The sequence below is a fragment of the Novosphingobium sp. NDB2Meth1 genome (assembly GCF_900117425.1).
Classification (GTDB): Bacteria; Pseudomonadota; Alphaproteobacteria; order Sphingomonadales; family Sphingomonadaceae; genus Novosphingobium.
Genome location: NZ_FPEH01000026.1, coordinates 49,770 through 63,788 on the forward strand (window position 1 = coordinate 49,770; position 14,019 = coordinate 63,788).

The 14,019-nt window shown below is 62.7% G+C and carries 10 protein-coding genes; 9 read left to right on the top strand and 1 reads right to left on the bottom strand.

All coding sequences use genetic code 11. The annotated features are described in order from the left end of the window. Positions 1-6 precede the first annotated feature (6 nt). From NDB2M1_RS17625 to NDB2M1_RS17640, 4 genes are read left to right on the top strand one after another with little or no spacing between them, the layout of a single operon-like run. The gene (locus NDB2M1_RS17625; protein ID WP_072384144.1) at positions 7-759 is read left to right on the top strand and encodes a F0F1 ATP synthase subunit B family protein; all 753 of its coding nucleotides are present in this window, start codon (positions 7-9) and stop codon (positions 757-759) included. Then, a complete protein-coding gene (locus NDB2M1_RS17630) occupies positions 743-2,260 on the top strand; it encodes a F0F1 ATP synthase subunit alpha (RefSeq protein ID WP_072384145.1) in 1,518 nt (505 codons plus the stop codon). Before NDB2M1_RS17625 ends, NDB2M1_RS17630 begins: the two co-directional genes overlap by 17 nt. Continuing rightward, positions 2,257-3,129 carry a F0F1 ATP synthase subunit gamma gene (locus NDB2M1_RS17635; RefSeq protein ID WP_072384146.1) on the top strand — a complete coding sequence of 291 codons (873 nt, stop codon included), beginning with the start codon at positions 2,257-2,259 and terminating at the stop codon, positions 3,127-3,129. The genes NDB2M1_RS17630 and NDB2M1_RS17635 overlap by 4 nt, the downstream gene beginning before the upstream one ends. A 56-nt stretch (positions 3,130-3,185) precedes the next feature. Continuing rightward, positions 3,186-4,778 carry an oleate hydratase gene (locus NDB2M1_RS17640; protein ID WP_072384147.1) on the top strand — a complete coding sequence of 531 codons (1,593 nt, stop codon included), beginning with the start codon at positions 3,186-3,188 and terminating at the stop codon, positions 4,776-4,778. A gap of 169 nt (positions 4,779-4,947) precedes the next feature. Here the strand turns inward: NDB2M1_RS17640 and NDB2M1_RS17645 are convergent, their stop codons facing one another. Then, entirely contained in the window at positions 4,948-6,237 is a 1,290-nt protein-coding gene (locus NDB2M1_RS17645) for a glycoside hydrolase family 130 protein (protein ID WP_072384163.1), read from the bottom strand. Between the two features lie 951 nt (positions 6,238-7,188). On the opposite strand from NDB2M1_RS17645, the gene NDB2M1_RS22220 reads away from it, so the two are divergent. The 5 genes from NDB2M1_RS22220 (at position 7,189) to NDB2M1_RS17670 (ending at position 13,861) form a co-directional block, all read left to right on the top strand. Continuing rightward, on the top strand, positions 7,189-7,551 hold the full coding sequence (locus NDB2M1_RS22220) for a hypothetical protein (RefSeq protein ID WP_072384148.1): 363 nt from the start codon (positions 7,189-7,191) through the stop codon (positions 7,549-7,551). A 352-nt stretch (positions 7,552-7,903) separates the two neighbouring features. Beyond that, the gene (locus tag NDB2M1_RS17655; protein WP_072384149.1) at positions 7,904-9,136 is read left to right on the top strand and encodes a TolC family protein; all 1,233 of its coding nucleotides are present in this window, start codon (positions 7,904-7,906) and stop codon (positions 9,134-9,136) included. Continuing rightward, positions 9,133-10,365, top strand: coding sequence for an efflux RND transporter periplasmic adaptor subunit (locus NDB2M1_RS17660; RefSeq protein WP_072384150.1), 1,233 nt, complete (start codon positions 9,133-9,135; stop codon positions 10,363-10,365). Before NDB2M1_RS17655 ends, NDB2M1_RS17660 begins: the two co-directional genes overlap by 4 nt. Continuing rightward, a complete protein-coding gene (locus NDB2M1_RS17665) occupies positions 10,362-13,493 on the top strand; it encodes an efflux RND transporter permease subunit (protein ID WP_072384151.1) in 3,132 nt (1,043 codons plus the stop codon). The genes NDB2M1_RS17660 and NDB2M1_RS17665 overlap by 4 nt, the downstream gene beginning before the upstream one ends. Further along, the gene (locus NDB2M1_RS17670; protein WP_072384152.1) at positions 13,490-13,861 is read left to right on the top strand and encodes a copper-binding protein; all 372 of its coding nucleotides are present in this window, start codon (positions 13,490-13,492) and stop codon (positions 13,859-13,861) included. The genes NDB2M1_RS17665 and NDB2M1_RS17670 overlap by 4 nt, the downstream gene beginning before the upstream one ends. Positions 13,862-14,019: the final 158 nt, after the last annotated feature.

A 14,019-nucleotide genomic window follows, 5' to 3' on the forward strand; every position in this document is an offset into this window, starting at 1 on the left:
AGAACGGTGCATATCAACTGGTGGACGCTGACGCTCCAAGCGATCAACGTCCTGGTCCTGATCTGGCTGCTCAGCCGCTTCCTCTACCGGCCGGTGGTGGCGGCGATCGAAGCGCGTCAGGCGGCAGCCGACGCGCTGCTCGCCAGTGCGGCTGCGGCAAAAGCGCAAGCGGAGACCGAGGCGGCGGCCCTCAAAGCCAGCAACACCGCTCTTGCGGCCGATGCGGAGCGGCTTCGCGCCGAAGTTCGCACCGCCGCCGACGCCGACCGCGTCCGATTGCTCGAAACGGCCCAGACCGATGCCGAAAAGATGGGCGAAGCGGCCAAGGCTGGTATCGCCGCCGAACGCGACGCCATGCGCAAGGCGCTGGAGACTCAAGCGGCAACGCTTGCGGGTGACTTGGCCGCAAAGCTTGTCCAGCACTTGCCGCCGGCCGTGATCCACGAGGCAATGTTCCAGAAGTTGACCGACCAGCTCGCCGCCATGCTCGAAGTGGACCGCGCCAGAAGCTTTGACGGCAGCGCGCTGACCCTCGTCACGCCCACCCCGCTCCACGACAGTGAACGCGCACGCTGCCGCGACGCCTTGGCGAAGCTCCTTCCCGTGCCACTCGACCTCGCCTTCGAGGAGGAACCGGGTCTGATCGGCGGCTGCGAATTGCGCGGCGCGCACGTCCACCTCCGCAACAGCTGGCGTGCCGATCTGGACGATATGCTCGGCCACCTCGCGAAAGACGGAACCGATGCCCGAGACGCCTGACAGCTGGCTGGAGCGCGCGCGCCAGAGCGTCGCTGCGACCGTCCTCGCCCCCGAACTGCGCCAGATAGGCCGCGTCGACTCGATCGGTGACGGCGTCGCTATGATTTCCGGCCTGCCTAACGCCCGGCTCGACGAACTGCTGCACTTCGACGGTGGCCAGGCGGGCTTCGTCCAGACGCTCGACGGCGAAACTCTTGGCTGCGTGCTGCTCGACGATGCCGACGGCGTGAAAGCGGGTGCCATGGTGACCGGCACCAGCGCGGTTGTCCGCACGCCGGTCGGACCAGGGCTCCTCGGCCGGGTCGTCGATCCGCTCGGTCGGCCGCTCGATAGCGGTGCGGCCATCGCCGCCGAAAGCTTCGAACCGATCGAACGCGCCGCGCCCGCAATCATCGACCGCGACCTGGTTGTCCAGCCGGTGCAAACGGGGACCTTCGTGATCGACGCACTGTTCGCGCTCGGCAGCGGCCAGCGCGAATTGATCGTCGGCGACCGCGCGACCGGCAAGACCGCGCTCGCGGTCGATGCGATCGTCAACCAGCGCTCCAGCGACGTCATCTGCATCTACGTCGCGATCGGGCAGAAATCGTCGAGTGTCGCGCGGGCAATCGAACAAGTCCGTCGTCACGGCGCGCCCGAGCGATGCATCTTCGTGGTGGCGAGCCCCGCACAGGCGCCTGGGCTGCAATGGATCGCTCCGTTCGCCGCCTTCACCATGGGCGAATATTTCCGCGATCGCGGCGGTCATGTGCTGATCGTTGTCGATGATCTCACCAAGCATGCGGCCACGCACCGCGAGATCGCCTTGCTCACTGGTCAGCCTCCGGGGCGCGAGGCCTATCCCGGCGACGTCTTCTATCTCCACAGCCGCTTGCTGGAGCGCGCTGCCAAGCTTTCGCCCGCCAAGGGCGGCGGCTCGCTCACCGCGCTGCCTATCGCCGAGACCGATGCGGGAAATTTGAGCGCCTATATTCCAACCAATCTCATCTCGATCACCGACGGGCAGATTGCGCTCGACGCCAAGCTGTTCGCGCAAGGGCAAAAGCCCGCGGTCGATGTCGGCATCAGCGTCAGCCGCGTAGGTGGCAAAACCCAGGCGCGCGCACTGCGCGACGTTTCGGGCAAGCTGCGCCTGGATTACGCGCAATTCCTCGAGCTGGAGATGTTCACGCGCTTCGGCGAGCAGCCCGAAGCGCGCGTGAAGGCGCAAATTGACCGTGGGCAAAGGCTGCGCGCCTTGCTCAACCAACCCCAGTTCCAGCCATTGCGCGTCGTCGACCAGACTGCGCTGGCGCTGGCACTGACACAGGGAGCTTTCGACGCAATCGCCGTAGAGACGGTCGCTGAGCTACGCGCGCGCTTGCCCGCCTGGCTTGACGCGCAGGCGGCGGAGACGGTCGCATCGGTCGAGAAAAGCGGCACACTGAGCGAGCCCGATCGTGCAGCGCTGATCGCAGCAGTGGGCCGACTGACCAATAGCGTGGGACAGACCACGCCATGACCGAGCAGCTCGCCGATATCAGCGCCCAAATCGCGACCGTCAGGCAGCTCGGCGCGGTGGTCAACGCGATGCGGGGTATCGCCGCTGCCCGCGCGCAACAGGGTCGCGCGCTGCTGCCAGCGGCACGTGCTTACGGCGATGTCGCGGCGCGCGCGATCGAGCAGGCGCTGCTGCTCGACGACACGTCACCCGTCACGCCGATGTCGCACCGGACCGCGCCGCCAGGCGTGATCGTGTTCGGCGCCGAGCAGGGCTTCGCGGGCACCTTTGCCGATCGCGTGCTCGACAGTGCCACTTCCGCGTTGGCAAATTCGCATGTTTTCCTGGTCGGCGACCGCACCGCGTCGCTGGCGCGCGAACGCGGGCTGCCCCTCGCCGCCACCTTCGCGGCACCGTTGCGCGCTGCCGCCATCATCGAGGTGGCCGCAGTGCTGATCGAGGCGGTCACGACCTATCTCGACACCAGCGGAGCGAGCCGGATCGACTTGATATTCCCGGTCTGGACCCCCGGGAAGGGCTTAAAGGTCACGCAGCGCCGCCTGTTGCCGCTCGATTTTGCCAGATTTAGCAGTGTCACCTCCACGCCACCGCTGATCCAGCTACCTCTGCCAAAATTGCTCGATTGTCTGACCGAGGAATATGTCTTCGCGCAGATCTGCGAAGCCGCCACCGAATGCTTCGCCGCCGAGAATGAAGCGCGTGTCTCGACGATGGCATCCGCTAGCACCAATATCGCCGCTAAGCTCGAGACGCTGCAAGGGCTCGAGCGGATGACACGCCAGGAGGCGGTTACCGCCGAGGTGGTAGAACTGGCGTCGGGCGTTCGCTCGCGACGGCATCGACAGGCTGCCCGCGACAAATATCGATGACGTTGGTCAACCAAGCCCATCGCCCAAACCGAACTCCCCCAGCCAAAGAGGTCCGCATGACAAAGCCCGATCGCAGCCACACCCGCGCCCACCTCGTCGGTGGCGGGATCGCTTCGCTGGCGGCAGCCACCTTACTGATCCGCGACGGCGGACTGTCGGGGCACACCATCACCGTTTATGAGGAGCTCGACCGGGTCGGCGGCAGTCTCGACGGGTCGGGCGACCCGCACACGGGCTACATGGTCCGCGGCGGGCGGATGATGGAAAGCAAATATCTGTGCACCTACGACCTGTTCTCCTCAATTCCGACGCTCGACGGGAAGCAGACCGTCACGCAGGAAATCTTCGAATGGAACGAGGTCATCAAGACCGGTTCCAAGTCACGTCTAGTGCGCGGCGCTAACAAGATCGATGCGCCCGAATTCGGCCTGTCAGAGCGCCACATCCTGACGATCGAGAAGCTGGCGATCGAACCCGAGACGCTGCTCGGCGACAGCCGGATTTCCGACCATTTCGACCAAGCGTTCTTCAAGACCAATTTCTGGTTCATGTGGTGCACAACCTTCGCCTTCCAGCCATGGCACAGCGCGATCGAGCTGAAACGCTACCTCGTGCGCTTCACCCACATGGTCGCCGGGTTCAACGAACTGCACGGCATCATGCGGACGCTTTACAATCAATATGACTCGCTGGTGCTGCCGCTGCGCAAATGGCTCAACGAGCGCGGCGTGGTGTTTCGCCTCGGCAGCAAGGTGACCGACATCGCGTTTGCCGACCGCGACGGCACGAATTTTGTCGAGAGCCTGACCTGCGAAAGTGGCGGCACGACCGAGCAAGTCGAAGTCGCGCCCAGCGACCTGGTGATCGCGACGTTGGGATCGATGACCGAAGGCGCCGCGATCGGCGGGATGGATAGCCCTGCGGCGCTTAACGACAAAAGCGTCGGTGGGGCCTGGGCCCTGTGGGACAAGATCGCCGCCGGCCGCCCCGAATTGGGCCGGCCCGCCAAATTCACCGACTATGTCGATGAATCGAAATGGCTCTCCTTCACCACCACGCTGAAGGACTCGGCGCTGTTCGACCGGATCCGCGATTTCACTGGCAACGTTCCGGGCGAAGGTGGCCTCATCACCTTCGTCGATTCCAATTGGCTGATGTCAATCGTGCTGCCGCACCAGCCACACTTCATTGGCCAGCCCGACAACGTGCAAGTGTTCTGGGGCTATGGCCTCAGCGTCGATGCTCCCGGCAATTACGTCGCCAAGCCGATGTCGGCCTGCACCGGGCGCGAATTGATGCAAGAATTGCTCGGCCACTTGGGAGAGATCGACCAGGCGCAGACCAGCCTCGAGGGCATGATCTGCCTGCCATGCATGATGCCCTTCATTACCAGCCAGTTCCTCAATCGCGCCAAGGGCGACCGGCCGCAGGTCCACCCCAAGGGCTATGCCAACTTCGCCATCACGGGACAGTTCTGCGAACAGCCCGATGACGTCGTCTTCACAGTCGAATACTCGGTGCGGTCTGCTATGTCGGCTGTCTATGCGCTGCTCGATATCGACCGGACCCCGCCCGCAGTGTTCAAGGGACAACTCGATCCGCGCAACCTCTACAAGGCGTTCCGCGCCTTGCATGACATGAACGATTGAAGGTTGGGACGATGGATGGCCGGTGGGCACTGCCGGGTTCAAGGGCTGTGACAAAATGATGAACTCTTGCGGAATGCTCGTCACCACCCACCCGTTCTGAATTGGAGTAGTTCTCCCGGACGGCTATCCACTATCCAAACGGTCATCAATTCTCATCAACTGAAGTAGCTTACTCCATCACGCTCAGGAGGTTATCGATCGAGACCGTAGCGAAAGCAGTGAAGCTGTCAGCAATCGCATATGGCAGAAGCATGGTCCGATCCTGAACAAGCGCACCGCAGCTATAGACGACATTGGGTACGTATCCGTCCCGTTCGTGCGGGCTGGGCGCCAGGACCGGGCGCGGTGTTCGCGCCAACAGCTTTGACGGATCATTCTTGTCGAGGAGGCATGCGCCAATGCAATAATTACGCACCGTGCCGACGCCGTGGGTCATCACCAACCATCCTTCGTCGATTTCGATCGGCGATCCGCAATTGCCCATCTGGACGAATTCCCAGGGGTATTTTGGCGTAATGAGCTTTGTGCCCCCTTCCCAGTTGAGCAATGAATCGGAGAAATGAAGCCAGATATTCTTGCCGTCCTGACGTCCAAGCATGGCGTATTTGCCCTCAATGCGGCGAGGGAAAAGGGCCATGCCCTTTCCGCTAGAGGCCTGGCCAATCAGAACGCGCATTTCGAACGATCGGAAATCGGTGGTGCTCAGCAATTCCGATCGCACTTCGCCACCGCTAAAAGCGGTATATGTTCCATGATAGATTATGCTGCCGTCATCCTCGCAGAAGCGCACAAGGCGCGTATCCTCGATGCCCTGCCTCTGGCTCGGCAGGACCGGAAAAAGCACCGTCTCCGAGATCGTGCGACTGCCGGCGCAGCACAGGCGCGCTGCTACGCCCTCTCCTTTCCCGCACGTATCGATAAGTGGCGATACCGATGTCGGGCTGGGATCATCGATCAAAAGTGCGCCGCCTGATGCCCAGGTGCCGGTCCGGAAGGTCACGGAAGACACATGTCCCTCGCCAATTCCCCGCAGCGACATCACGAAACGGATGGTTCCCTCCGGGAGCCCCGACTGGTCGGGATGGAGTACCACGCTTGGATTGAACAAGGCCGCGGCCTCGTAAGCAAATTCTTCGCTGAAGTAGGCGCCGATCAACCGCCGCTGCTTGGCGTTGATACGACCCACACCCTCGATGCCGCCAGCGACCTCCTCGAACCGCCGAAGCAGCATCGTATCCACGTCACGGTGGTTTTCATCCAGAGACAATGAGACGCCTTTTAGCTGGCGCGCCAACTCAGCCTCGTCAAGCGCCACGATCAGGTCCACGGTCTCTTGGGCACGTGACGTGCCGCCGGCGAAGTCTCGTGGGTAGTGCGGATCGAATGGCCGAACGACGGTCCGCGATGGATCGGGTCGAAGAACGCGATCATAGAAGTTAAGTTTTGCGCGTTGGATCATACTGACCGGCTCACCTGTGCGTTCCTGCATTTCAACACTGCCGCTCCTCGTTGGGAAGCGTATCGCAACCGACTATGGTATTCTGAGTAGATTCCGTTCGCGGGATTGTGGTCGGAAAGGCGACCCTTGCCCAGAAATCTGCCTGTAAGCCCTGTGCTGTGGGGGCCTATAAGTAAATTCCGCAGAAGCCAGCTTTCCCTGTCGGGCATACTCCTCTTTAAGATAAGCCATCAATTTCGTCGGAAGTGCAGACGATTATTTATTAGGGGATATCGAAGATGTTTGGGGCAGGCAGACAAACGAATTGCCGGCACGCTCAATCCACGGTCGAGGCTCTTATCAATTCGAGCCGACCGCGCGTGGCGGTCACCCTTCGGTGAAGCGACATACGTAACCTTAAAATGCGCAGAATGACCGCAGAAAATTTGATGAACCTCGACACGGTCGACCTGCGCTCCATCGGCCTTGCCGAGGCACGCGACAATCCGCCCGCATCTATACAAACGATCTTTCCACGCCTTAAGATTGCAAGCCCAACGCCTTATGCGACAAGCGGCATGCTTCCAAAGACCATAACTCAACAGACTAAAAGCTACTGCGGCTTGGCCACCCTGTTGCAGGGACACAGGACGAAAAGAGGCCGCCAACCGTGTTGCCGTGATCCGCTGGGCTGCTGCGGCGGCAAACCAGGCCGTTGTTGATGCCAAGCACCTCGCCCGTGGTCCCTGGTTCATACAACCAGTAGGTGGTGTTGCAGGGTGCTGCGCAACGGCAGACTACCCGGCCATAACGGCCAATCCCAAGCGCGAGCGAACTGTTGGAATTGATGATTATTCCTGCAGCGTGTTGCGCGATACGATTTAATCATGGACATAGCAGCATGCAGGAATGCCCCGTCATTGGTAATTTTTGCTTCCCATGCTGTGCTGTTCCTGCCAGACAGGACATAACGTGGATCGTCGGCTCGCCTTCCTGCTTCTTATTGGAGCAATCCTTGGCCTTCTGGGGCAGGAATCAGCTTTCGCGCAGATGACCCTCAAACCGGTACAATCCGAAACGACCCAAATGGACCCCGACTGCGCCAAAGCAATGGGGATTACCGTTCAGCCATCATCGGATGACCAACCCTGCCAAGGGATGACCCCGGAATGCATCGCAAAAATGGGTTGCACCGTGCCCTTGGCTTTACTCCCCGGCAAGGTTGTTGATGACGTTCAGGCCCTGACGCTTTTCCAACCTGTCGTGTCCCCTGTTGCGGCACTGTTTGGACGTACGGTTCCGCCCGAGCCTGAGCCTCCGGCGCACATCGGCTGATCGCTGAGCGGGCTACGTCGGCTTTGCCGACCCCGTAGCTTCTGCCCATCGGACCGAAGGGTCCACGTCAATCCGCGCCCGCGATGCATCCACTTGGGGCCCCCCCTCAACGTGGTTTACGCGAAATGGATATCCGACTGGCGCCCCCCAAAAACCTGGTGAGCCGGCTGCCGCATGACTGTGACAGGACCGGATCGCCGCAGGCAGGTTGAGCAATTGCCTGGCCGATAGCGATAAGACACGACGGCCGGGCACGTGGCGCCGGTGAAGTTCCCTCGCTTCACCGGCGCCCGATTCGCCAAAGGCAGTCCTTCGCAATCGGCCTCGCACGTGCAGACCGGAAGACAATTGCATGCGTATATTATTCCTGGCACCGGCCTTGGCCACTGCGCTGCCTTGCGCGGCAGGTGCGGAACCACTGACTTTCGAAGCCGCGCTCGAACGAGCGGCGAACGCAGCACCTGCGCTCAAAGTCAGTGAGGCCAGCGTCCGCGCATCGCACGCTCGTGCGATTGCTGCCGGCCAGCTTCCTGATCCCACCTTGTCCGTTGGCATCGATAATTTTCCGATTTCGGGCCCGCCAGCCTTTCGTCCGCGTGATGAAAGCATGACCACCGCACGGATCGGGGTCGAACAAGCATTCCCCAACCCGGCCAAGCGGCGCGCGGAGCAAACCCGCGCGCGGGCTGCGATCGGCGCGGCGGAAGCTGGACAAGCGGTCACGGCGCAAGACGTCCGCCTGGAAACGGCGCTTGCCTGGATCGATCTTTACTATGCCAAACGTCGCCTTGCCCAGTTGCGGCGCCTTGATGCGAGTCTTGGCGATTTACAGGCTACAGTTACGGCGCGGCTTGCCTCGGGTTCAGCCCGGCCAAGCCAGGCCTATGAACCCGAGCAGTTGCGCGCGGCGGTTAATGACCGGCAAGCTCAGCTTGAGGCTGAGGTGGCCAAGGCGCAAGCCCGGCTCGCGCGCCTGACGGGCGATCCCGATGCTGACGTTAGCAGCGATCCGCCCTTGCTCACGGTCGAACGTGAACGGCTGAGGGGCGGTATTGGCGCAACTCCGCGCCTGACCGCTCTTGATGCCGATGTCGCTGCCGCCGAGGCAGAGACTGATCTTGCCCGCGCGGCAAAGCGGCCGGATTGGCGGGTCAGCACCAGTTATGGCCGGCGCGATCCGGCCTATGGCGACATGGTTTCCGTCGGCGTCAGTATCGATCTGCCGCTGTTCTCGCGCAAACGGCAAGATCCGCTGATAGCAGCCCGCGAAGCCGAGGCGGACCGGGCACGGTTCAGCCGCACTTCGGGCGAACGCGATCTGAATGCGGGGCTCACGTCCGATCTTGCCGATTATGACATGCATCGCCGGCAACTCGACAACGCCAGGGCTACACTCGTGCCGCTCGCCAAGCGGCGGGCCGAGCTGGATATGGCGAGTTATGCCGCAGGCAAGCTCGATCTCGGCAGCGCGCTCCTCTCGAGCCTCGCTCTTGCCGAAGCTGAAGTCGATGTACTCGCCCGCGAAGCTGATGTCGCGCGCGACGCGGTCCGGATCAATTACACATACATGGAGGTGCGGCCATGAACTGGCACGCGAAGCAGACCGCGCGTTGGGGCGCAGGCATCTTGGCGATCGCCCTGGCGGCAGGCGCGGGCGGGTATTGGCTCGGTCATAGCAGCAGTCCCGGTACCGTGACGGGCGCCGGATCGGAGCGCAAGATCCTTTACTGGTACGATCCGATGGTACCCGCCGAGCACTACGACAACCCCAATTCACTGTCGTCGATGGGGATGAAAACCATCCCAAAATATGCCGACGAAGGGGCTGCAACCGCCACGGCCCCGGGGGTCAGCATCGACCCGGCTGTCCGGCAGAGCCTTGGCCTGCGTGTGGTCACGGCGGAGATTGGCACACTGCCTTCATCGGTCACGGTCACCGGCACGATCGACTTCAACCAGCGCAATGTCGCCATCATCCAGGCGCGCTCGGGCGGTTTTATCACCCGTGTCTATGGCAGGGCGCCGGGCGACGTGATCGGTATGGGCGCGCCTATTGCGGACCTGCAATTGCCCGAATGGGGCGGCGCGCAGGGCGAGTATCTCGCGGTCCGCCGCCTTGGCCGCCCCGACCTTACCGAGGCGGCACGCCAGCGGCTGAGATTACTGGGCATGCCCGAGCAGCTCATCGCGCAAGTCGAGCGCAGCGGGAGAACGAGCGGTGTCCTCACCATCACGTCGCCAATCGGCGGGGTCATCCAGACGCTGGATGCACGGCAGGGCGTGACGCTCGTGGCAGGCCAGACCCTTGCACAGGTCAACGGGATCGGCACGGTCTGGGTCAATGCCGCCGTGCCGCAGGCGCAGGCGGGCCTTGTCCGGGTCGGGCAGCGCGCAAACGTGACGCTGGCCGCGCTTCCCGGTCAAAGCCTCGCGGGCCGCGTGATTGCGATCCTGCCGACAGCGCAGGTAGATAGCCGGACTATCACGGTGCGGATCGAGCTGGCCAACCGCGGCGGCATGCTGCGCCCCGGCATGTTCGCCACCGTGGTGCTCGGCGACGAAGGCCACCCCGGACTGCTGGTGCCGAGCGAAGCGGTCATCCGCACCGGCGCGCGCAATCTCGTCATTCTTGCCCTTGCCGACGGACGCTATCGGCCAGCGGAGGTCCGGCTTGGCCGCGAGGACGGCGGCAAGACCGAAATCCTTGCCGGGCTTGCGCCAGGCGAGAAGGTGGCGGCCTCGGGGCAGTTCCTGCTTGATTCCGAAGCGAGCCTGAGCGGGATTCCGGCACGGCCGATCGGAGATGTGCGATGATCGCTGCGATCATCCGTGCCTCTGTCCGCTCGCGCAATCTGGTGCTTGTTGTGGCAGCAGTGCTGAGTGTTTTCGGTTTTTACGCGGTCCGGACGACGCCGGTCGATGCCTTGCCCGATCTCTCCGATGTGCAGGTCATCATTCGCACCAGCTATCCCGGTCAGGCGCCGCAGATCGGCGAAAACCAGGTTACCTACCCGATCGCCTCGACCATGCTGTCGGTGCCCGGTGCGCGCGTCGTGCGCGGCTATTCGTTCACCGGCGACAGCTTTGTCTACGTCCTGTTTGACGACGGCACCGACCTTTATTGGGCGCGCAGCCGCGTTCTTGAGTATCTGAGCCAGGTGCAAGGCCGTCTGCCTGAGGGGGCCAAGCCCGCTCTGGGGCCCGACGCCACGGGGGTGGGCTGGATCTTTGAATATGCGCTGGTTGACCGGTCGGGCGGCCATGACCTTGCCCAGCTCAGAAGCTTGCAGGATTGGTTCCTGCGCTATGAGTTGAAGACTGTGCCGGGGGTGGCCGAGGTCGCCAGCATCGGCGGCATGGTCAAGCAGTACCAGGTGATCGTCGATCCGCAGAAGCTGGCGGCTTATGCGGTTACCACCGAACAGGTCACCGAGGCGCTCAAGCGCGCCAATCAGGAGACTGGCGGGTCCAGCGTGGAAATGGCCGGCGCCGAATATACGGTTCGTGCCAGCGGCTATCTCAAGACGCTCGACGATTTCCGTGCGGTTCCGCTGCGCGCCGATGGAGGCGTTCCTGTGACGCTGGGCGATGTCGCGACGGTCCAGATTGGCCCGGAAATGCGCCGCGGCATTGCTGAATTGAACGGGGACGGCGAAGTGGCTGGCGGGGTCATCGTCATGCGCCAGGGCCAGAACGCCCGCGCGGTCATCGACGGGGTCAAGGCCAAGCTCGATGAACTGAAAAGAAGCTTGCCGCCGGGCGTCGAGATAGTGCCGACCTACGACCGCTCGGGGTTGATCGACCGGGCAGTGGAGAACCTCGGACACAAGCTCCTCGAAGAGTTCGTCATCGTCGCGCTCGTCTGCGCATTGTTCCTCTGGCACGCCCGCTCGGCGCTCGTCGCGATCCTGACGCTTCCGCTCGGCATCCTAATGGCCTTCATCGTCATGCGGTTGCAGGGCCTCAACGCGAATATCCTCTCGCTCGGCGGCATCGCCATCGCCATCGGGGCGATGGTAGATGGGGCGGTCGTGATGATCGAGAATGCGCACAAGCACCTCGAACGCTGGCAGCACGAGCATCCCGATAGCGAACTGGACACGGCGACGCGATGGCGCCTGGTCACGCAGGCTGCGGCCGAGGTAGGCCCGGCGCTGTTTCTCAGCCTCTTGATCATTACCTTCTCGTTCCTGCCGATCTTCACGCTTCAGGGACAGGAAGGACGGCTGTTTTCGCCGCTTGCCTTTACCAAGACCTATGCCATGGCGGCCGCGGCGCTGCTCTCGATCACGCTCATTCCGGTGCTGATGGGACTCCTGATCCGGGGACGCATACCCAGCGAGGAGGCCAATCCGATCAGTCGCTGGCTCACGCGGATTTACCGTCCGGCGATCGACTGGGTGCTCGTTCACCCCAAGCGCACGCTCGTGATCGCAGCCCTGATCTTCGCGACCACCTTGTGGCCGATGTCGCGGATTGGCGGAGAGTTCCTGCCGCAGATGAACGAAGGCGACCTGCTCTACATGCCGTCGGCGCTGCCGGGCATTTCGCCAGCCGAGGCCGGGCGCCTGCTTCAGCAGACCGATCGGCTGATCAAGACCGTGCCTGAAGTTCAGAGCGTATTCGGTAAATCCGGACGCGCCGAGAGCGCAACCGATCCTGCCCCGCTTGAGATGTTCGAGACGACCATCCGCTTCAAGCCACGAGAGCAATGGCGATCCGGCATGACCCCCGAGAAGTTGGTCGAGGAGCTCGATGCGCGGGTCAAGGTGCCGGGCCTTGCCAACTTCTGGATCCCGCCGATCCGCAACCGCATCGACATGCTGGCGACCGGGATCAAGAGCCCGGTCGGGATCAAGGTCGCCGGTTCGAACCTCGCCGAGATCGATCGCACTGCAAGGCAGATCGAGCAGGTCGTCCGGACGGTGCCGGGTGTCGCCTCGGCGCTGGCCGAGCGGCTGACCGGAGGGCGCTACATCGACGTCACGGTCGATCGCGCCGCCGCCGCCCGCTACGGGCTCAATGTGGCCAATGTCCAGTCGGTGGTGTCGGGCGCGATTGGCGGCGAAACGGTCGGCCAGACAGTCGAAGGGCTGGCGCGCTACCCGATCCAGGTCCGCTACCCCCGCGAAATCCGCGACAGTCCGGACAAACTGGCAAGCCTGCCGGTGCTGACTCCTGCCGGCCAGCAAATCACTCTCGGCAGTGTAGCCCGGATCGATATCAGCGACGGGCCGCCCATGCTTCGCAGCGAGAACGGCAGACCGGTGACCTGGATTTATGTCGATGGTCGGGGCAGCGACATGCAGACCATGGTGGGCGACATCCAGCGCGCCATTACCGTGCAGGTCAAGCTGCCCCCCGGCGTCAGCGTTTCCTATACTGGTCAGTACGAGTTTCTCATCCGCGCCAAGGAGCGGATGAAGCTGGTAATCCCGGTGACGCTCGCGATCATTCTGGGGCTTTTGTACCTGACTTTCCGGCGCTGGGATGAAGCGCTGCTGATCATGGGCACTTTGCCCTTTGCCCTCACCGGCGGTCTGTGGTTGCTCTATTGGCTCGGCTACAACCAGTCGGTAGCGACCGCTGTGGGGTTCATTGCGCTCGCGGGCGTCGCGGCCGAGTTCGGGGTCGTCATGCTGATTTACCTCAAACACGCGCTGGAGGCGCACAGCGATGACGACGTAGTGGGGGCGGTCCGCGATGGCGCTGTGATGCGCGTCCGGCCCAAAGCCATGACGGTCGCAGTGATCCTCGCCGGCCTGCTCCCCGTCCTGGCAGGTGGCGGAACAGGTTCGGAAGTGATGAGCCGGATCGCCGCACCGATGGTCGGCGGCATGCTGACGGCGCCCCTCCTGTCGATGCTGATCATCCCTGCGGCCTACCTACTGATGCGCCGACGCACCCAATTTCGCAATCAACCCGAAGGAGAAGCACTATGAAGTCAGGCTTGATCATCACCTCCAGTCTCGCACTGTTGGCCGCGCTTGCCGCTTGCAACAAGCAACCCGAAGCGCCGAATCCCACAACTGCGCCAGCGAGCAGCAAGAGCACTGTCGATCCAGTTGCGATTGTTCATGGCGCCAGCACCGGAACTATCACTGCGGTCGATCCCGCCAAAGGGACAATCACGCTCGACCATAAGGAAATTCCGACTCTACAATGGTCGGCAATGAAAATGGGATTCTCCGCCAATCCGGAAATTCTTCAAGGATTTAAGGCGGGGGATCACGTATCGTTTGAAGTCGATTGGGATGGCAAACAAGGCACAGTCACGAAATTGCGCAAGGGTAGTGCAGATTGCTGTTGAAAAGGGTTTTAACGCCAGCATGCGATCTGGGTGTTGATTGCCACTGAGAAGTGACCCGGGATTTCCATCGAGAATTGACCCGGGTGGATATGTGTCCCCCAGTGCGGGGGCAGGGTCAAGCGGGTGATTTGGCCTTTCGTGATTTGGGGGCTGCGGCG